Origin of the sequence: Polyangium mundeleinium (assembly GCF_028369105.1) — a bacterium.
Lineage (GTDB): Bacteria > Myxococcota_A > Polyangia > Polyangiales > Polyangiaceae > Polyangium > Polyangium mundeleinium.
On record NZ_JAQNDO010000001.1, the window covers coordinates 7,861,053 to 7,879,735 of the forward strand.

An 18,683-nucleotide genomic window follows, 5' to 3' on the forward strand; every position below is an offset into this window, starting at 1 on the left:
CGGGACGGGAAAATTTCCCCATCGGTCAGGGAATTTTTCCCTGCACGGGCTCCCGGCCCCGCGCAGGATGGAGCCTCGCTCCGCGGTGGCATGCGCGCTGCAGGCAGATCCGCCGCGGGAACACGCCCTCGCCATGCGCTCCTCCTCGCCTCCCCTTCCCCTTCGGACGCTCCCTGCGCAGATCACGCGGTCGATCGGGCGCGGCTGGCTCGTCTGGACGGCGGCGCTCGGGGTCCTCGTGATCACGACGCTCGCGCTGCTCGACGAGCAACGCGAGTACGAAGGCGCGCTCGTGGCCCTCACGCAGCAGCAGCAGATGCTCGCGCTCCTGCTCTCGGACGAGCTCGCGGCGCGGCTCGCGGCGGTGCGGCGGGATGCCCTCCTCGTGGCGGACGACGTCTCGGCCGGCCACGGGCCCTCGGAGGGGATGCGAAAGGCCTACCCGAGCATCGAGATCCGCTCCGCGTCGGAGAGCGCGCCGAGCCTCCACCCGCCGCGGACGATGTCGGTACGCGTGCCCTCGACCGAAGGGCGCACCGTCGAGCTGACGGTGCCCGTCGCGTGGGTCATGGGCCCCTCGGCGCGGATCGAGCGCCCGGACGAGCTCGTGGTCCTCGTCCGGCCGCCCGACGAGGAGCTGTGGCAAGCGGCCGACGGGCGGCAGATCCAGAGTGATCCGCTCACGCGCGCGGCGAACGAGGGCCACGACACGACGCGGATCGAGCGGGCCGACGCGGTCGCGCTCGGGCTGCCGGACCGAAGGGCCGTGGCCGCCGTGGACGCCACCGACACAGGGACGCTCGGCCGGTGGACGACCGCGGTCGTGGCGAGCGCGTCGCAGGAGCGAGACCGCTGGGAGCGGGCCCGCAGCCGCCTGCTCATCGGCGTGCTCGTGCCGTGCGCGCTCATCGTCGCATTCGGCGCGACGGCCTTGCGGCGGCAGCGGCGCGAGCTCGAGCTCGAAAAGCAGCTCGCCCTCGCCGCGCTGGTCCGCGAGAGCGACGAGCAGCTCGCACGGGCGAGCCGCGCGGCCACGACAGGCACGCTGGCGATGGGAATCGCGCACGAGATCTCCACGCCGCTCGGGGTCATCGTCGGCCGCGCCGAGCAACTCGCGGCCCGCGTCGGCGAGGATCCGAAGGCGGCGCGCGCGGTGCGCACCATCGGCGAGCAGGCCGATCGCATCACCCAGGTCGTGCGGGGCTTTCTCGACCTCGCCCGCGGCGGCTCCCCCTCGCTGCGCCCCGTCGACCCGGGCGACGTCGCGCGTGGTGCCCTGCGCCTCGTGGAGCATCGGTTCGTCGCCGCGCGGGTCGCGCTCGTGACGCTCGTGGACGACGATTTGCCCACGCTCGCGGGAGACCTGCGCCTGCTCGAACACGCGGTCGTGAACCTCCTGCTCAATGCCTGCGAGGCGAGCGGCCCCGGGATGCAGGTCGCGCTCTCGGTGCGCGGCGCGGAGGCGGGCGTCGATTTCGTCGTCGAGGACCGCGGCGCCGGCATCCGGCCCGAGGACATCGCCCGCGCGACCGAGCCCTTTTTCACGACGAAGCCCCGAGGCTCGGGCCTCGGCCTCGCGATCGTCCACGAGATCGTGAACATCCACCGCGGCGCGCTCGTGCTCGAACCCCACGAGGGCGGCGGCACCCGCGCGCGCATTCACATCCCCGCCCAAGGCGAGGAGGGCCCCGATGCCTGATCGATCCCACGCCCCGCACGTCGTCATCGTGGACGACAAGCTCGAAATGGCCGAGATGCTCGCCGACGGCCTCGCCGAGCACGGTGTTTCGGCATTCGCCGTGGCCACGGGCAAGCAAGCCCTCGCGCGCATCGAGGCAGAGCCGGTCGACGCGCTCGTGACGGACCTGCGCATGCCCGGAATGGACGGCATCGAGCTCTTGACCGCCGCGCGCCGCGCCGTGCCGGATCTGCCGGTGCTCGTGATGACCGCCTATGGCGCCCTGGAGACCGCCATCGAATCGATCCGGCGCGGCGCCTACCATTACCTGACGAAACCCTTCAAGCTCGACGAGCTCGTCGTGTATCTGAACCGCGCCCTCGACGAGTCGCGCATCCGGCGCGAGGCCCGCACGCTCCGAAAGTCGCTGCGCGACGAGGCGACGAAGGCAGGCATCATCGCGCGGAGCCCCGCAATGCGCGCCGCGCTCGACGTGCTCGCCCGGGTGGCGCCGAGCGACGCGCCCGTGCTGCTCATGGGCCCCACGGGCGCGGGGAAAGGTCTGCTCGCCCGATATCTGCACGCCGAGAGCGGCCGCGCGCGGGGCCCCTTCATCACGGTCAATTGCGCCGCCCTGCCCGAGCCGCTGCTCGAAAGCGAGCTATTCGGCCACGCCAAGGGCGCATTCACCGGTGCAACCACGCGCCGCCTCGGTCTTTTCGCCGAAGCCGAAGGCGGCACCATGTTCCTCGACGAGATCGGCGAAATGGCGCCCTCCCTGCAAGCAAAGCTGCTCGACGTGCTCGAACGGCGCGTCGTCCGCCCCGTCGGCGCAACCAAGGAGGCGCCCATCGACGTGCGAATCGTCACGGCCACACACCGCGACCTGCGCCGCCGCGTCGCCGAGGGGCTCTTTCGAGAGGATCTGCTCTACCGGCTCGACGTCGTCCCCGTCAACGTGCCCCCCCTGCGCGAGCGTCGCGAAGATCTCCCCGAGCTCGCCGCCGAGCTGCTCGCCAAAGCACGCGCACGCCACCCCACCTCCCACGTCGAGCGTCTCTCACGCGAGTGCATGCTCGCCATGCTCGCGTATCCCTGGCCCGGCAACGTACGCGAGCTCGCGCACGCCATGGAGCGTCTCGTATTGCTCGGCCACGGGCCCGAGGCGCAATTCGCCGACGCAGCGTTGCCGCAAGCAGCCCCAGGAGAAGCACAAGGCCCCCATTTCGTCGGCCCCGTGCTGCCCCTGCGCGAAGTGCAGCAACGTTACGCCCGCTGGGCCCTCGCCGAGCTCGGCAGCAACAAATCACGCACAGCCGATCGTCTGGGCATCGACGTCAAAACGCTCGCCAAATACCTCGCCGACGACGCGTCGGATTGAGCCGCATGCTGAAGGCGCGGAGCTGGGGCTTTGCCCCAGGCCCCACCGGGGCTGTCCGCCCCTGGACCCGGACCAGCGCAAGCGCTGGACTCGGGGTCGATGAACTGCGCGGTGCGCAGTTCATCGAACAGCCGCTGGCAAGACCGCGAACGATCCTGCCAATCAAGGCCGCAGCGCTGCCGGTTCAACTGGCAACGTTGGCGTCGCCAGGTTGAGACCCACCTCCAGGGTCTTGCCACCGGCCCATGGGAAGAACTGCGCACCGCGCAGTTCTTCCCCCTTCGGTCCAGGCCGTGCCTGGTCCGGGTCGAGGGGCGGACAGCCCCCGCGGGGTCCGGGGCAGAGCCCCGGCGCGACGCCTGGACGAGCAGCCGCTTTCTCCGCTTCTTCCCTCTTGTCGCGGAAGCCATCGAGCGCGAGCGCTCGCGGACGGGAGGGGCTCGCCAAGGATTCGGCGAATGTCCCGCTTGTGCCGCAAACACGTGAAACCGAAGGCTCGGATGCGGGCATCGGAGTCGGCGAAGCATAGGCGCGCGGTACCTCGAACAGCCGCCCAGCCGCACCGCTTGCCCCGGTCGATTCGCGGTTGTTCGCCCGTGCCGGCGCGTCGTAGAGCCCATCCCTATTTTGGCATATGCATTGAAAGGACCATCATGTCGATTGTTCGAGCCATCCCGCGTTGGGTCGTGACGGCCGGCGCCGCCGTGGCGGTCGTCCCCGCCTCGGCCGTCCCCGCACGGGCCGCGGACGGCGTGACGCCGTCCACGTTCTCCGCGTCGCTCGAGCCTGGGGAGCACGTCACCATTACGAAGACCGTCACCACGCCGGAGATCCTTCCCAAGCCGGACATCTACTTCCTGGCCGACACCACCGGGAGCATGACCCCGGTGCTCGAAAACGTCATCGCCAATGCCGAGACCATCCTGGCCGCGGTCGATGCCACCGCCAATGACCCGCGCTACGGCGCCGGCCAGTACCGGGACTTCCCGACCGGCGGCGGCTTCGCCTATCGCAATGACGCCGCCATCCCGTCGACGGACGACAATGGCGCCGCCGCGCTGGCGGCCATCGGGGCGTGGACCGCGTCTGGCGGCGGCGACTTCCCGGAGGCGAACCTGTTCGCCCTGCACAAGCTGGTGACCGAGGCCGGCTTCCGGCCCGATTCGAGCGGGATCGTCGTCTGGTTTGGCGACGCTCCCGGACACGACCCCGTGTGCTCGGCGATCTCCGGCGAGGCGACCGTCACCGAGGCCTCCGTGATTGCGGAGCTGCAGGCCGCCAACATCCAGGTCATTGCCGTGTCCAGCACGACCGGTGTCCCCGACGGCCTTGATGGCGACCCCGTCGCCAGCTCGTCCGACTACGAAGTCTGCGGCAGCCCCGGCGGCAGCCCGGGACAGGCCACCCGCATCGCGAATGCCACCGGCGGGCTCGTGTTCAAGGACGTCGCGCCGGAAGATGTGGCGGACGCCATCCTGGCCGGTCTGGCCAGCCTGCCGGTGACCGTGACACCCACGGCGACCTGTGACAGTGGCTTGACCGCGACGTTCGACCCCGCGGAGGAGACGGTGCTCAGCGGCACCACCGTCACGTTTGCCGAGACGCTGACGCTCGACGCGGGCGTGACCCACCCCGCCGCCCTGACGTGCACCGTGGACTTCCTCCTCAATGGCCTGTCGGCCGGCGCGGCGTTCGTCGAGACGAATACGATCCAGCCGATCCTCAACCAGCCACCGGTGTGCACGGGCGTCAGGGCCGGCCCGAGTGAGCTGTGGTCGCCGAACCACAAGTTCGTCACCGTCGTGCTGAGCGGCGCCACCGACCCCGACGGGGACGCGACCACCCTGACGATCACCGGGGTGACGCAGGACGAGGCGCTCAACGGCACCGGGGACGGCGACACCACGCCCGATGCCGCCTGGGTGAGCAACGCCGTCCGGGACCGGGTGAAGGTGCGGGCCGAGCGCAGCGGGGGCGGTGACGGCCGCGTCTATCGGATCTCGTTCACCGTCCGCGACGAGAACGGCGACACGTGCACCGGCACCACGAACGTCGGGGTCCCGCACGACCAGGGCCACGGCCCGGCCGTGGACACGACGTCGGTCGTCGTGAACTCGTTCGGGAGCTGATGGATCCTGCGTGCCGGTGGCGTCCCGCGTGACGGCGCTCGAGGGTCTACGACGGAGACCTCGCCCCTTTCGACCCGAGCTGCCGGATCGCAAAGCCGAGGCCATCGCGCAACGTCGCCAGCGTGCGCACGCGCGACAAATCGAGGCCGAGGGAAATCATCGTTTGCGCCACGGTCGGCCGGATTCCGGTGATGATTCCTTCTGCGCCGAGGAGCCGCACGGCGCTGAGGATGTTCAGCATGTGCGCGGCGGTCGCCGTGTCGACGACTTCGACGCCTGTCAGGTCGAGGATCGCGAAGCGCGATTGTGTGCGGGCGACGGCGGCGAGCAGGTCGTCCGTCACCCGCGCGGCGCGGCGGCTATCGACGACGCCCACCATGGGCAGCGTGAGCACGTGATCCCATACCTGGATGATCGGCGTCTCCAGATTGAGGATCACCTCCTGCTGCCGCTGGATCAGGGCGAGCTTCCCCTCCAGCTCCAGCTTGGCCTTGTGGGGCTCGGTCACGTTCACGCTCATGCCGATCACGCCCGAGATGCGCTTGTCTTCCTCGGCGACGGGGACCATCCAGTGCTCCCAGATGACCCCTTCCCCATCGTCGATGACATGAACGTGGTTGCCTGCGAGCGCGCGTTGCAGGTGGTCACCGGAATAGATCTCGAAGAAATTCTGCCCGACGAGTTGTCCCCGCGTGAGGCCCGCCGATTCCACGCCGCGGCCGTCGTGGAAGGTGCAGATTCCTTTGTCGTCGATGGCCCAGACGACCACGTCCAGGTTGTCGAGGAACCCCTGGAGGATCCGCGCGAGCCGGAGCCTGTCCTTTTCCGCGGCGATGCGTTGTGCGTCGGCATTTCGCCGACGCTCCCGCTCGGCCTCGTATCGTTTCCGCACGCCGACGTCGCCGAACACGACCACGGCGCCCAGGAGCTCGCCGTCCTTGTCACGAATGGGCCGGCCGGACACCGACAGGGATACGCCCTCCGGCAGCGCCTCGCTCCGCGCGAGCATCCCCACGCCTTCCGTGATCTCGCCTCGGAGGGCTCGTTGCAGGGGAAACTCGCTCGACGGGAACGGGGTCACGCCGTCCGGGAGAAAGACGTGATAGGTGTCCGCCCAATCCGCGGGCTGGAGGTGGGCCAAGCCTGCCCCGAGCATCTTCGTCGCCGCGTCATTGCAGTGGACGAGCCTGCCCTCGTGGTCGGAGATGATGACGGCGTCGGCGAGATCTCGAAACGCCGCCCGGAGGACCGCGAGCTCGCCCTCCGGGTCGGGCGCGCGCTCCTCACGCGGCGGGCCGTCCCCGGCCGGTGCTGTCGCGGCGAGGCGCGCCGAAAGCTCGGCGACCTGCGCGCGGAGCGCCGCGCATTCCTCTTCCAACCCAGGGTGCGACATGACATCTTTCCTCGTGCCCCGGGATGGATCGTCGTGGGCACATAAGCCTTTGACGATAGCAGCCGATTTCCTGGATCGTCAACGTGACGGGGGTGCCAGAAGCGTGCCTGCGCCGCGGTTTTCCGCCTTCGGAGCGCGGGTCACTTCGGCGCGGCGGCGTTCACGGTTCCGGCCTCGGCGGGCTTCTGCGCCTTGGCGGCCTCTTCGGCGACCTTTTTGAGGTTGCCGAGGCCATTCTCGAAGTCCTTCCCGATCATCGCGTCCATGTCCATGAACAGGCAAAACATCTTCCCGATGAAGTCGTTCTCGCCGCTCATGAACCAGGTGATCTTCGTGTCGTTCCCTGCCGCCTCGACCTTGAATCCATTGTCGGTCTTGGACGCGAACGGCTTCAGGAATTCGAGCTTGATGTCCAGGCGCTCGTTCGGCTTGATGGCGGCGATCGTCATCCGGCCCGCGCCGACGTCGTCGTTTCCTTCCCATTCGTAGACGGCGCCGACCTCGCCTTGCGTGCCGCCGAACGTCGTCTTCATGTTGGGATCGAGCTTCGCCCAGGGCGACCAGGCCTCCCACGTCCGAAAGTCCTTGACCCGGTTGAACACGAGGTCCACCGGCGCCGCGATGGTGGCGTGGCGCTCGACCTGATACGCGGACGGGCGCGTCGCGACCACGATCAAGAACACGACGATCACGGCCGCGAGACCGAGCCCCACGCGAATGGCGACCTTTTTCAATGAAACCTCCCTCTGTCGGACAAACCGTCCTACAGAGGGAGGGTAGACGCGTCAAGAATGGAAACGCCCACGCCGATGCCGCGCAGGTTCGTCCCGGTAAAACGACGCGTCAGCCGACCGACGCTCCGCTCCCCCCGCGGCGAAGCCGGCGTCGCCTCCCCTCGGCCCACGCCCGCAGCGCGAAACGAAGGGGATGGCCGCCGGTGAGCGCCGACGCCACGTCCCACAACGCAACGATTTCACTCGTGCCACGCGGACGGACGAACCAGACCGGCTCCCATGCGTCCGGCGCGAAGCGGGCGCGGAATGCGCGCAGGCCCTCGAAATCGTAGATGTCGTGCCCGAGGCGCCGCAGGATCTGCAATCCCTGCGGCAAGGGCCCCGCGAGCGGGACGAGGCCCATCGTGACCCGCCTGCACGAAGCGCCCGCGAGCCCCCGCATCGCCGCGTCCACGAGGAGCTCGACCGTCCCGTTCGGCGCGTCGTCCGCGCGGAGAATGTCCTCGAAAAACCAGCCGCCCCGGCCGGGCACCGGCACCGCCACGAGCACGGCGACCAGACGCTCGCCCCGCTCGGCGACGACGTAAAGCCGCTCGGAGGGCCTGAAAAAGAGGTCCACCGAGAGCAAAAACCCCAAGGGGCCGCCCCTCCTCCCCGCGAGCCAGCGCGCCGAGAGCGCCTCGATGGCCGCGCCGAGCGCGCCCCCGAGCTCCTCCACCCGGGCGACACGCGCCCGCACGCCCTTGGCGCGCGCGCGGCGGATCTGCTCGCGCAAACTCCTGCGCCCGGCGAGCACCCGATCCCATTGCAGCGGATCCCAAACCGGCTGCCGGCCGAGGGGCAATCGCTCGAAGAAGCCGTCACGCGGAAACTCCTCGACCGCGCAGAACCCGGCGCGTCGCCCCGCCCTGCGCGCCGCCTGCACGAATGCGCGCGCGACGCGCCCCGTCTGCTCGGGCACGCAAAGCGGCGAGCCGACCGCGAGCCACGCCTGGCCCGTGTCCGCGAAGGCGACCCAGGCCCCCGCGCCGTCGCTCCATGCGCGCATCCCGGGCGCGAGGGACTGGAACGCCACCGTCTCGCGGCCGAAGCAAAACACGGCCTCGGCGAGCGTGGACGGCGTGGGGGCGCGCGGGAGGGGCGGCGCCGGGGGATCGACGCCGGGGATCATGCCTTCCGCCGGCGCGGGCGGGCTGGCTCCGGTTCGAAGAACATGGGCGCGGGCTCCTCGGGCGCGCCCATGGCGGTGGCCATGTGCGCGAGGCCCCGCGTGAGCGCCGCGAGCTCGTCCGCGGGCAGGGCGGTGAGCGCGGCGATGAGCTTGAGCTGGACAGGCGGTGGGGTCTCGCGGAGCAGGGTGCTGCCGGCGGGGGTGATGACGACCTCGGCGCGGCGCGCGTCGTCCGGCGAGACGTGGCGCGCGGCGAGGCCACGCTGGACGAGGCGCGCGACCACGACGGAGACGGAGCTCGGGTCGGTGGAGGTGCGGGCCGCGAGCTCGGCGATGGAGAAACGCTTGCCGCTCGCGAGCTCGCCGAGGACGAAGAGCTGCGCCCCGCTCACGCCGTGCGCCTTTTCCACGGCCGTCGACGAGAGCCGAAGCGCCCGCACAACGTGGCGGAGGGCGTCGAGCGCCGCAGTCACCTCGGGGTTCCCGGCGGAGGCCGGATCCGATCCATGGGAGCCCATGCTTTTGCTGAACAGCGTAGAGCCGGACGGACCCTCCCGCAACGGTGTCTGTCCCGAAGGCGCCGCGCCGGGGCGCTGCCCCGGTCCCCGCGGGGGCTGTCCGCCCCTCGACCCGGACCAGGCACGGCCTGGACCGAGGGGGAAGAACTGCGCGATGCGCAGTTCTTCCAACGGGCCGGTGGCAAGACCAGGGACCAGGTTGCCAGTTGAAAAGGCAGCAGGAAGGTCGCGAGGCGCTCCAAAGGCCGTTCCGATCACCCGGCATTGCGATCGCTCCCCCTCCAAGCACGCCTCCAGACGCCGGGACCTCGCTTCGCTCCCCCTCCAACCGCTCCTCCAGACGCCGGGACCTCGCTTCGCTCCCGCTCCAAGCCTTTCTCCAGACGCCGGGACCTCGCTTCGCTCCCCCTCCAACCGCTCCTCCGGACGCTCGGACCTGTTGTTGCTCCCGCTCCAACCGCTCCTCCAGACGCCGGGACCCCGCTTCGCTCCCGCTCCAAGCCTTTCTCCAGACGCTCGGACCTGTCGTTGCTCCCACGCCAAGCGTTCCTCCAGACGCCGGGACCCCGCTTCGCTCCCGCTCCAAGCCTTTCTCCAGACGCCCGGACCCCTCTTCGGCGCCTCCCCTTCCCCGCCCCGCCCCCCGCTGCCATCCTCCCGCCGTGTCCCCAAGGCCGCAGCTCATCTTCTTCGACGTCATGGACACCCTCGTCCGCGACCCCTTCCACGACGTCATGCCTTCGTTCCTCGGGATGAGCCTGCCCGAGCTGCTCCAGCGCAAGCACCCCACAGCCTGGGTCGACTTCGAACTCGGGCGTATCGACGAGCCCACCTTCCTCGCCCGCTTCCTGCCCGGCCGCTCCTTCGACGCCGAAGGCTTCTGCAAAGTCGTACGCGAGAGCTACCACCTCCTGCCCGGCATCCGCGACCTGCTCCAAGACCTGCGCCAAACCGCGCCCGGCGTGCGTCTCTACGCCCTCTCGAACTACCCGCCCTGGTACCGCTGGATCGCCGAGCGCTGCGACCTCGACGAGCTGCTCGACGGCGCCTTCCTCTCCTACGAAACCGGCGCGCGCAAACCCGACCCCGCGGCCTACCTCGTCCCCTGCAAGCGCCTCGGCGAAGAGCCCGCACAAGCCCTCTTCATCGACGACCGCGCCAAAAACTGCGAAGGCGCCCGCGCCATCGGCATGCAGGCGATCGTGTTCAACAGCGCCAACCAGCTCCGCGAAGAACTCGCGCAGCGAGGGCTTGTCGCAGGCTAGCCGGGGTTTCACCGGCAGCGCGCACGTCGCCCGCTTGAACCCCACCTCCCTGGTCTTGCCACCGGCCCGTTGGAAGAACTGCGCATCGCGCAGTTCTTCCACCCTCGGTCCAGGCCGTGCCTGGTTCGGGTCGAGGGGCGAACAGCCCCCGCGGGGACCGGGGCAGAGCCCCGGCGCGACGCCCCCGATGAAACCGTGGAAGCTTGCCGGCCTTCTGCCCCTGCTTCTATGCTGGCGGCGTTCTGCTGGTTTTTTGTGCGGAGAGCCATGTACGCGTCGCTGGTCGAGCATGTTGGGACGGGGAAGATGATTCGGCTCGAGCGCCGTTTGTCGGGCGAGCCGTCGCTGCATGGGTACCTCCTCGGGCTTGGGCCGGAGCTTGGGCTCATCCACTGCTTTGATGACTTCGAGCCGGATGGGTACACGCTCTTCCGCTTGGAGGACGTGCTTGCGCATGAGCGTGGTGCTCATGAGGAGCACTGGGATCGCATGCTTGCGAGCGAGGGACTGCTCGGGGGGCTGCGTCTTCCGTTCGAGGTCGACTTGCGCGGTTTTTCTTCGGCGCTTCGATCGGTCCAGGGGCACCACGCGGACGTCATCATCGAGTGCGAGGATGAGGGCGACGAGGACGGGGACTTCTACCTGGGCCGGCTGCTCGAGGTCGGCGAGGAGAACATCCTCTTGCATTACGTCGATGCGCTTGGACGCTGGGATGAGTCGCCGACGATGATCCCTGCCGAGCGGATCACGAAGGTCCAGTTCGACACGCCTTACTTGCGACGCTTCATGCGGTACACGGCGCCGTTCCCGACGCATTGAGACGACCGTAGAGGTGCGCGTAGAGGCTCGCCGGGCGAGCCCAGCCCGGCGCGGCGTGTAGGACGCGACGACGGAGCGACGTGGCCTCGGGGCCGCTGAGGTGCGCGAGGGCGCGGCGGACCGCGAGGACGAGGGCGTCGGCGCTTGGTGTGTCGAAGAGGACGCCTGTGCCGCGGCCTGGGTGCATGGCTTCGTCGAGGATCGTGTCTGCGAGACCGCCTGTGCGACGTGCGACGGGCAGCACGCCGTAGCGCTGGGCCTCGAACTGCACGACGCCGCAGGGCTCGAAGCGGGAGGGCATGATCAAGACGTCGGCGGCTGCGAGCAGGCGGCGCGCGATCGGGTCCGGGATGGCGCCGAGGAAACGCGCGTGGGCGGGGTGCGCGGCGGCTGCGACGGCGAGGGCTCGTTCGAGGGGGGCGTCGCCGGCGCCGGCCATGACGATGGTCGCGCCGGCGCGGCAGAGGTCGGGGATCGCTGCGGCCACGAGGTCTGCGCCTTTTTGCGGCACGACGCGGCCGAGCGAGGCCACGAGCGGGCGCGCCGTGTCCATGTCGAGCCCGGTCTCTGCGAGGAAGGCGCGCTTGCAGAGTGCCTTGCCTGCGAGGTCGTCGGGGCCGAAGGGCGCGGCGAGGGCCGGGTCGCGCGCGGGATCCCAGGCGTCGAGGTCGATGCCGTTCGTGATGCCGAGGATGCCGCGGCCGTCGCGTTGGGCGCGCGCGCGGAGGACGCCGTCGAGCAGCTCGCCGTGTGCAGGATCGAGGATCTCGCGCGCGTACGTGGGGGAGACCGTGGTGATGGCGTCGGCGGCGAGGAGGCCGGCCTTGAGCAGGTTCACGCGGCCGTGGAACTCGAGCGCGTCCGGGTGGAAGTGCGAGGGGCCGAGGCCGAGGGACACAAGCGTCTCCTTCGGGAAGACGCCCTGGAAGGCGAGGTTGTGGATCGTGAGCACGGTGCGCGGGCGCGGACCTCGGGCCTCGCGGAGCAGGTACGGGACGGCTGCGCCGGGCCAGTCGTGCACGTGGACGACGTCGAAGCCCTCGGCCATCGCGGCGGCCGCGCGCGCGAAGAGGGCGAAGCGGCGCGCGGTCTCGTGCTCGCCGTCGCCCTCGCGGCCGTAGGGGCCGAGGTGCGCGGGGAGGTCGGGGAGCACGACGACACGGGCGCGGACGCCGGGCGCGATCGGGATCTCCGGTTCGAGGGGCCTGCCTGGGGGCGCGGGGATCACGACGGTGACGTCGTGCCCGAGGCGCGCGAGGGCGCGGGCGAGCCCGGCGACGCCGTCCGCGATGCCGCCGAAGCGGACGAGGGGCGCGAGCTCGGCCGCGACGTGGAGGAGCTTCAAGGGCAGCTCAGGGCGGGCACTTGCCGCCGCAGTCCGCGGGGCAGGTGCACTGGTTCTCGCTCTTCGCGGTGCAGGTGCCGTCGCCGCACGTGCCGGTGCAGGCGCCACAATCCTGGAGGCAGTCCAGGCAGGTCTCGAAGGGCTGGCAGACGCCGTCGCCGCAGAAGCCGACGCAGTCCGCCCCGCAGGTGACGGTCTCGCTGCAGTGGCAGATGCCGTCGCCGCACTTGGGCCCGCAGTCCGCGACGCAGCCCATGCACGTCTCGCCGGTCTCGCAGGAGCCGTTGCCGCAGCACGCGCCGGTGCAGTCCTGCGCGCAGGTCAGGCAGGTCTCGCCGAAGTTGCAGACGCCGTCGCCGCAGCAAGCGCCGCAGTCCGCCGCGCAGCTCTGGCAGGTCTCGCCGGTGCCGCAGGACTTGTTGCCGCAGAGCTCGCCGCAGTCCTTGGGGCAGTTCGACTTCGTCTCGCCCGCCGAGCAGGTGCCGTTGCCACAGGCGACGGGGCAATCGGTCGGGCACTTGGCGTGGTTCTCGAAGTTCTGGCAGACGCCGTCCCCGCAAGCCGGGCACGCGCCGCAGTCCTCGACGCACGCGCCGCAGAGGATCTCGGCGGCCTCGCAGACGTCGTTGCCACAGCAATCGCAGTCGTCGTAGCAGGTGGAGCACTTCTCGCCGAAGTTGCAGGCGCCGTCGCCGCAGCAGGCGCCGCAGTCCGCGGAGCAGTTCGAGCAGTTCTCGCCGAAGTTCGTGTCGCACTTGCCGTTCGAGCAACACGCGCCGCAGTCGTCGTCGCAGTTCGCGCAGTTCTCGCCGAAGCCCGTGTCACACGTGCCATTGCCGCAGCAGACGCCGCAGTCGCCGGGGCAGTTCGCGCACGTCTCGGTGCCTTCGCAGACGTCGTCGCCGCAGTTGCACGGGCAATCCACGAGGCAGGAGCCACACGACTCGCCAGGCACACACGCGCCGTCGCCGCAGTTGATCTGCGGGATGCACGCAGGCGTGCCGCTGCCCGGAGGCTTCTCCTCGCAGGCGTACCCCGTCGGGCAAGGGTGTTCGATGCAAACACACGGCAAGCTGAGCGGGACGACGCCCATCGTGCCCGCAGGGAACTCGGTGAACATCGTCTCGGAGGAAACAGTGTCGTCATCCCGCGCAAGGTCGAACGTGGCCGACGCGCGGTGCTTCGTGCCCTCGGGATCCGAGAGCGAGATGCGGCGCGCAATCGGGAGCTCAGCAGCACTCGCGACAGGGATGGTCTCCGTGAGGTCGATGCGATCCCCCGTCTCCACCTGCACCGTGACGGAGCGAAGGCGCGCCGCACATTCGGTGCCGACGCCCATCACAAGCGTGACGTCGGTGGTCGCCGAAGGCGCGACGTCGCTGCCGCACTGCAAGCCGAACACGGCAAGGAAAAGGGCGAGCGCAGCGACGACAACGCCACGAAGCGCAAGAGGAGCAGTCGGCCGGGACATGTCCCATCGTCGCGCCAATCGCAGGGCTTTCGCAATCCGAACGGGCTCGTCATAGGGCGCGGAGCTGGGGCTTTGCCCCAGGCCCCAGCAGGGGCTATCCGCCCCTGCACCCGGACCAGCCAGGGGCTGGACCCGGGGTCGATGAACTGCGCGATGCGCAGTTCATCGAACAGCCGGTGGCAAGACCGCAAACGACCCTGCCAACAGCAACCGCAGCGCCGCAGGTTCACCCGGCAGCGTGCGCGTCGCCGGCTTGGAACCCACCTCCATGGTCTTGCCACCGGCCCGTTGGAAGAACTGCGCGGAGCGCAGTTCTTCCACCCTCGGTCCAGGCCGTGCCTGGTCCGGGTCGAGGGGCGGACAGCCCCCGCGGGGTCCGGGGCAGCGCCCCGGCGCGACGGCTCAGCTCAGCTCAGCTCCCGAGCGCGCAGGCTGAGGACAGCCTCGTGCCGCAGCACGTCGAAGCGCCGCACACCTGGCCTGTGGTGGAGAGGCCCGCGCCACAGGAGAAGCCGGCGCCGCATCCGCACGAGGACGGGCCCGCGTCGACGTCCCCACCGTCGCCAGCGTCATCGCCTGCGTCATCGCCTGCGTCGTCGCCTGCGTCGTCGCTGGGGCCTGCGTCTGCGTCGTCGCATCCGCATACGGAGCCGACGTGGAAGACGAGCTTGCGCGTCGCGGCTTCGCAGAAGTCCGTGTCGATGGTTTGGATGTCGCCGAGGATGGGCGGCAGGGGCGAGGGGCAAGCGAACTCCTTGCCCGGCCCCGCGTTCTCCTGGCCCTTCAGGGTTGCGAAGGAGAGGACCTCGATGTTGATGCGCTCGGAGGCTGGGTTTTCCGCGTCGCGCTTGAGGACGAAGCTCGCCGGGGTGTCGCCCGTGAGGTTCACGCAGAGCGCGGCGACCTCGGTGCTGCCCTTCGTGACGACGATGCGCGCGGCGCCGGGCTTCGCGGGGGTCTCCACGGGGACGAGCTCGACGAGCAGGTAACTCGGGTTCCCGGCGTCGTCCGATCCACACGCCGAGACGAGGATGCCGGTCGTCGCCAGGAGGGATGCGCCCACGGCGAGGGCGAGGGCCGCGCGCCGGCGAGAACGGGGCATGTCGCGAGCGGCGTCGGGCATCAGAACCTCACGATGGCGGGGAAGACGCGGTCGACGGTGCTCGTCGGGGGCAAGGCCGCGGCGGGCGTCTCGGGGCTCGTGACGACGACGATCGTGGTCGCCACGGCCGCGCCGACCACGACGGCTCCGACGGTGCCCCAGAACCAGGGCCGCTTGTAGAAGGGCGGATCCTTGGGCTTGGGCGCCTCGGTCGTCGCGGAGCGCGGCGCGGTGAGCGTGAGGGCCGTGTCGCCCTGCGCGAGCGTCTTCGTGACCGTGGTCGTGTCGTGCCCCTTGGCGCCGATCACGAAGACGTGTTTGCCGGGGTCGAGCTCGGCGCGGCCGTCGGCGGCGAGCTTGATGGGCGCGCCGTCGACGGTGACGTCCGCGTTTGCGGGGCTCGTCTGGAGCTCGATGCGGACGATCTTGCCCGAGACCTCTTCGCGCAGCTTGTCGATCTCGGTCTTGAGCGAGGGCTTGATGGGCGCCTTGCGCGTCTCGGCGTCGACGACGGCGCCGTCGAGGATGTCACGTGCCTCGACGTACCGGCCGAGGGCGCGGAGCGAGGCGGCGATGTTGAAGCGGACGCTCGTCGAGGGGCTGATGTCGTCGGACTTGCGGAAGGCTTCGAGGGCCTCGGCCCATTTGCCCTCGTCGCTGAGCGCGAGGCCCTGGTCGAAGAGGGCGCGCGCTTCGCGCTGCTCGGGCGTGGGTTTGGTAGGGCCCGCGCCGAGCGCGACGGGCGCGACGAGCAGACATGCGACGACGGGGGCGACGGCGAGCCATCGCAGCGGCGAACGAGGCATCAGTCGTAGCTCCGGACGAGAGGTCCGCCCTTCTTCGTCGGCGGGGGCGAGGACGTCGAGCCCGCCTTTGGGGCCGTCGCGCCGGCCTTCGCCGAAGGCTTGGCCGACGCGGCCAGCGGATCCGGCGCGGCCGAGGATGAGGGCAGCACAGCGGGGATCACCGAGGACGACGGCGCAGGCACGAAGACGACGACCGACGCGGGCGCTGCGGCCGCGATCTGCGCGTCGTCGCCGCCGCCACGCGCGTGGAGGAGGACGAACGCGCCGCCGCCGAGGAGCAGCGTGACGAACACGGCGAGGAAGACGTGGAGCATCGAATACGCGCCGCGCGGACGCGCCGTCCCGAGCCCGAGCGCGTGCGGGTCGCTCTGCGCGATGCCCGGGATCGACGAGCTCGTCGTGCCGCTCTGCTCCGGGCCGATCGGGAACGGCACGTAGCTGCTCGGCGCCGGGGTGTGCCCTTGCGGGCCGGGGATCTGCGGGGCCTGCCCGGGCGTGAGCGTCCCGAGCCGCGCGCTTGGCGGGGCCGGCGTCGCGAGCTGCCCGGCGGGATGGGACGGCGGCGTGAACACGCCCGGCGTCAGCGTGTTGAGGCGCGGCGCCGAGCTCATCTGCGCGCGCGGGGCATTGCTCGCGACGCGCGCGAGCAGGGCCTTGCGCCACGCGCACCGCTCCGGGAACGTCTCGGCGATCCACGCCGCGGCCGAGGCAGCATCGTGCGGGGCGCCGCGGGCGCGCGCCCAGGCGCGGAGATCGTTCTCCACGGCGAGGGCCGTCGGATATCGCTCGGCCCGTTCGCGCGCCATCGTGCGCATCACGATGGGATCGAGCGAGGCGTGGATCACGTCGCGCACCTGGCTCGGCGGCTCCACGACTGCGCTCTGGAGCGCCATGATCGTCTCGAGATCCGAATTCCGCGCGAAGGGCGAGTTGCCCGTGCAGAGCTCGTAGAGCATCACGCCGAGGCTGAAGACGTCGACGGTCCGATCGACGGCCGCGCCGCGGAACGTCTCGGGGGCCATATACGGGAGCTTTCCCTTCAGCTCGCCGTGGGAGGTCTGCACCATGCGCTGCTTCGCCTTCGCGACGCCGAAGTCGAAGAGCATCGGGTGCCCCGCGTCCGAGAGGATCACGTTGGAGGTCGAAACGTCGCGGTGGATGATCTCCAGCGACTCGCCTTCGAGGTTCTTCGCCTCGTGCGCGGCGTGCAGCGCGGAGGCGACCTCGGCGCCGATCCACGCGACCATCCAGTCGGGGAACGCCGTGCCGTGGTTCTTGCGGATGTCCCGCAGCATGCGCTGCAGCGGGTCGCCGTTCGCGTAGTCGAGGACGACGAAGTGGTTTCCCGCTTCGGAGCCGACGTCGATCGTCGAAATGATGTTCGGGTGCCGGATGGCCGCAGCGACGTTGGCCTCGTCGTGCAGCATCAGGATGAAGGTCTCGTCCTCGGCGAGGAACGGGTGGATGCGCTTGACCGCCACGGGTTTGACGAACCCGCCGGGCGCGACGAAGCGCGCGAGGAAGACCTCACCCATGCCGCCGGACGCGAGTCGCTCTACGATCTCGTAGCGACCGAGGCGCTCGGGGACGTCCTGGGACTCCGACATGGGATCCCGAGGGTACACCTTTGCCGCTCTCGCCACAAACACCCGGCGCTACGAGATCGGCAGTCTTTCGACGATCCGGCTGACCCGGCGGTCAGTGTTTTGCGTCGACGGCGCCGGGGCCGAGCAACGTGCCGCACATGGTTTTGCAGAGGATGTCGTGCGCGGCGCAGGTGCACTGTCCCTGCTTCTTCTGGTCGAGCTTCTTCTGCATCTCGGCGATGGTGAACCCGGCCCGCTTCTCGACCTTCTGGACGGTCCACTTGTCCCGGATCTGCCACGGCGTACGAGCGTCGGTGGGTTTGCCGTCGGCCTCGGCGCAGCAGCGGAAGCTCAAGAAATAATAATAAAAATCCTCGTCGTGTGTGTAGACCTTGGGGCGGCACTGGTTGCGGACGCCCTTGTACCAGGGGCCGCCGGTGTGGACGCTGTCGTAGAGCGCATGCCGCGAGCCCTTGGGTTGCTCGCTCGCGACGACCTCGTCGGTGTTGGCCGGCATGTCGGCGACGCCGAAATCGCTGATGCAATTCGCCTGCGAGCCGCTCGGGACGCCCTTCCAAAGGCGCGCGAGCTCGTCTCCGTCCCGCGCGGCGACCTTCTTCATGTTGGGATCGTCCCAGAGGTGGTCGCCGTTGCACTTGGCCGCGTCGCGCACGTAGCCGTGCGGGAACGGCTTCATCTCGGGGCCTTCGCAGGCGAAGTTCCACTCGGACTCGGTGCACATGCGCTTGCCCACGGAGGCGCACTTGATCTGCGCCTGGTGGAAGCGATTCATGACCTCGGGCCGCACGCCCTTCTGGTTCGGCCATTCATAGGTGTCGACGCAGTAGCGCTTCTTCACCTTCTTGCCGACGCATTTGCTCGTCGGCTCGAACTCCTCGCACACGGTCTTCTTGTTCGATTTGTCGAACCAGCTCTTCTTGCACTTGTGCTCGACCTCGGTGCAGTACTCGCCCTCGACGAGCTTCATGTCGGGCGGGCACGCCGAAGGCTCGGGCGAAGCCACGGGCGTGGGCGCAGGCGTGGCCATGGCGCTCGTCGCCGGCGCGGGCTCGGCGGTCTTCGGGGTCGTGTCTGCGGGCGCCGCGTCCGCGGGCTTTTCGGTGGGGATGGCGGCCGCAGGGGGCGGCGCAGGAGGCGGGGGCGGCGGCGGAGAGCCGCCCATCACGGGCTCGGGAGCGGCGGCGGAACACGCGGCGACGAAGACGAGGGCCGCGACGATCGAAGGGAGGGACGAGACGATCCGCATACCCGCCCTCCCATAGTC

At 70.2% G+C, this 18,683-nt stretch carries 15 protein-coding genes; 5 read left to right on the forward strand and 10 right to left on the reverse strand.

Annotated elements, in window-relative coordinates:
* The first annotated feature begins 133 nt into the window (after positions 1-133).
* From POL67_RS31275 to POL67_RS31285, 3 genes are all read left to right on the forward strand, one after another.
* Positions 134-1,699 (forward strand): sensor histidine kinase, encoded by a 1,566-nt coding sequence (locus POL67_RS31275; protein WP_271923774.1) that lies wholly within the window; start codon positions 134-136, stop codon positions 1,697-1,699.
* Positions 1,692-3,059 (forward strand): sigma-54-dependent transcriptional regulator, encoded by a 1,368-nt coding sequence (locus POL67_RS31280; RefSeq protein ID WP_271923775.1) that lies wholly within the window; start codon positions 1,692-1,694, stop codon positions 3,057-3,059. The genes POL67_RS31275 and POL67_RS31280 overlap by 8 nt, the downstream gene beginning before the upstream one ends.
* Before the next feature lie 653 nt (positions 3,060-3,712).
* Positions 3,713-5,188 carry a vWA domain-containing protein gene (locus tag POL67_RS31285; protein ID WP_271923776.1) on the forward strand — a complete coding sequence of 492 codons (1,476 nt, stop codon included), beginning with the start codon at positions 3,713-3,715 and terminating at the stop codon, positions 5,186-5,188.
* A 46-nt stretch (positions 5,189-5,234) separates the two neighbouring features.
* Here POL67_RS31285 and POL67_RS31290 read toward each other — a convergent pair whose 3' ends face one another.
* From POL67_RS31290 to POL67_RS31305, 4 genes are all read right to left on the reverse strand, one after another.
* Positions 5,235-6,581: a PAS domain-containing protein gene (locus tag POL67_RS31290; protein WP_271923778.1), complete on the reverse strand. Its 1,347-nt coding sequence runs from the start codon at positions 6,579-6,581 to the stop codon at positions 5,235-5,237.
* 140 nt (positions 6,582-6,721) lie between these two features.
* On the reverse strand, positions 6,722-7,315 hold the full coding sequence (locus tag POL67_RS31295; RefSeq protein ID WP_271923780.1) for an SRPBCC family protein: 594 nt from the start codon (positions 7,313-7,315) through the stop codon (positions 6,722-6,724).
* Positions 7,316-7,424: 109 nt separating this feature from the next.
* The gene (locus tag POL67_RS31300; protein ID WP_271923782.1) at positions 7,425-8,486 is read right to left on the reverse strand and encodes a phosphatidylglycerol lysyltransferase domain-containing protein; all 1,062 of its coding nucleotides are present in this window, start codon (positions 8,484-8,486) and stop codon (positions 7,425-7,427) included.
* The gene (locus POL67_RS31305; protein ID WP_271923784.1) at positions 8,483-9,004 is read right to left on the reverse strand and encodes a MarR family winged helix-turn-helix transcriptional regulator; all 522 of its coding nucleotides are present in this window, start codon (positions 9,002-9,004) and stop codon (positions 8,483-8,485) included. Before POL67_RS31305 ends, POL67_RS31300 begins: the two co-directional genes overlap by 4 nt.
* Positions 9,005-9,666: 662 nt before the next feature.
* On the opposite strand from POL67_RS31305, the gene POL67_RS31310 reads away from it, so the two are divergent.
* Both POL67_RS31310 and POL67_RS31315 read left to right on the forward strand, forming a co-directional pair.
* Positions 9,667-10,269, forward strand: a complete 603-nt coding sequence (locus tag POL67_RS31310) for an HAD family hydrolase (RefSeq protein WP_271923786.1) — start codon at positions 9,667-9,669, stop codon at positions 10,267-10,269.
* A 306-nt stretch (positions 10,270-10,575) separates the two neighbouring features.
* Positions 10,576-11,088, forward strand: coding sequence for a hypothetical protein (locus tag POL67_RS31315; protein WP_271923788.1), 513 nt, complete (start codon positions 10,576-10,578; stop codon positions 11,086-11,088).
* Here POL67_RS31315 and POL67_RS31320 read toward each other — a convergent pair.
* The 6 genes from POL67_RS31320 to POL67_RS31345 form a co-directional block, all read right to left on the reverse strand.
* A complete protein-coding gene (locus tag POL67_RS31320; protein ID WP_271923790.1) occupies positions 11,054-12,433 on the reverse strand; it encodes a glycogen synthase in 1,380 nt (459 codons plus the stop codon). The genes POL67_RS31315 and POL67_RS31320 overlap by 35 nt on opposite strands.
* A gap of 7 nt (positions 12,434-12,440) precedes the next feature.
* On the reverse strand, positions 12,441-13,904 hold the full coding sequence (locus POL67_RS31325) for a hypothetical protein (protein ID WP_271923792.1): 1,464 nt from the start codon (positions 13,902-13,904) through the stop codon (positions 12,441-12,443).
* 412 nt (positions 13,905-14,316) lie between these two features.
* Positions 14,317-15,006 (reverse strand): hypothetical protein, encoded by a 690-nt coding sequence (locus tag POL67_RS31330; protein ID WP_271923793.1) that lies wholly within the window; start codon positions 15,004-15,006, stop codon positions 14,317-14,319.
* A 20-nt stretch (positions 15,007-15,026) separates the two neighbouring features.
* Positions 15,027-15,812, reverse strand: a complete 786-nt coding sequence (locus POL67_RS31335; RefSeq protein ID WP_271923795.1) for a tetratricopeptide repeat protein — start codon at positions 15,810-15,812, stop codon at positions 15,027-15,029.
* The gene (locus tag POL67_RS31340; RefSeq protein WP_271923797.1) at positions 15,812-17,419 is read right to left on the reverse strand and encodes a serine/threonine protein kinase; all 1,608 of its coding nucleotides are present in this window, start codon (positions 17,417-17,419) and stop codon (positions 15,812-15,814) included. Before POL67_RS31340 ends, POL67_RS31335 begins: the two co-directional genes overlap by 1 nt.
* Before the next feature lie 91 nt (positions 17,420-17,510).
* Positions 17,511-18,665 carry an SUMF1/EgtB/PvdO family nonheme iron enzyme gene (locus tag POL67_RS31345; protein WP_271923799.1) on the reverse strand — a complete coding sequence of 385 codons (1,155 nt, stop codon included), beginning with the start codon at positions 18,663-18,665 and terminating at the stop codon, positions 17,511-17,513.
* Between the last annotated feature and the right edge of the window lie 18 nt (positions 18,666-18,683).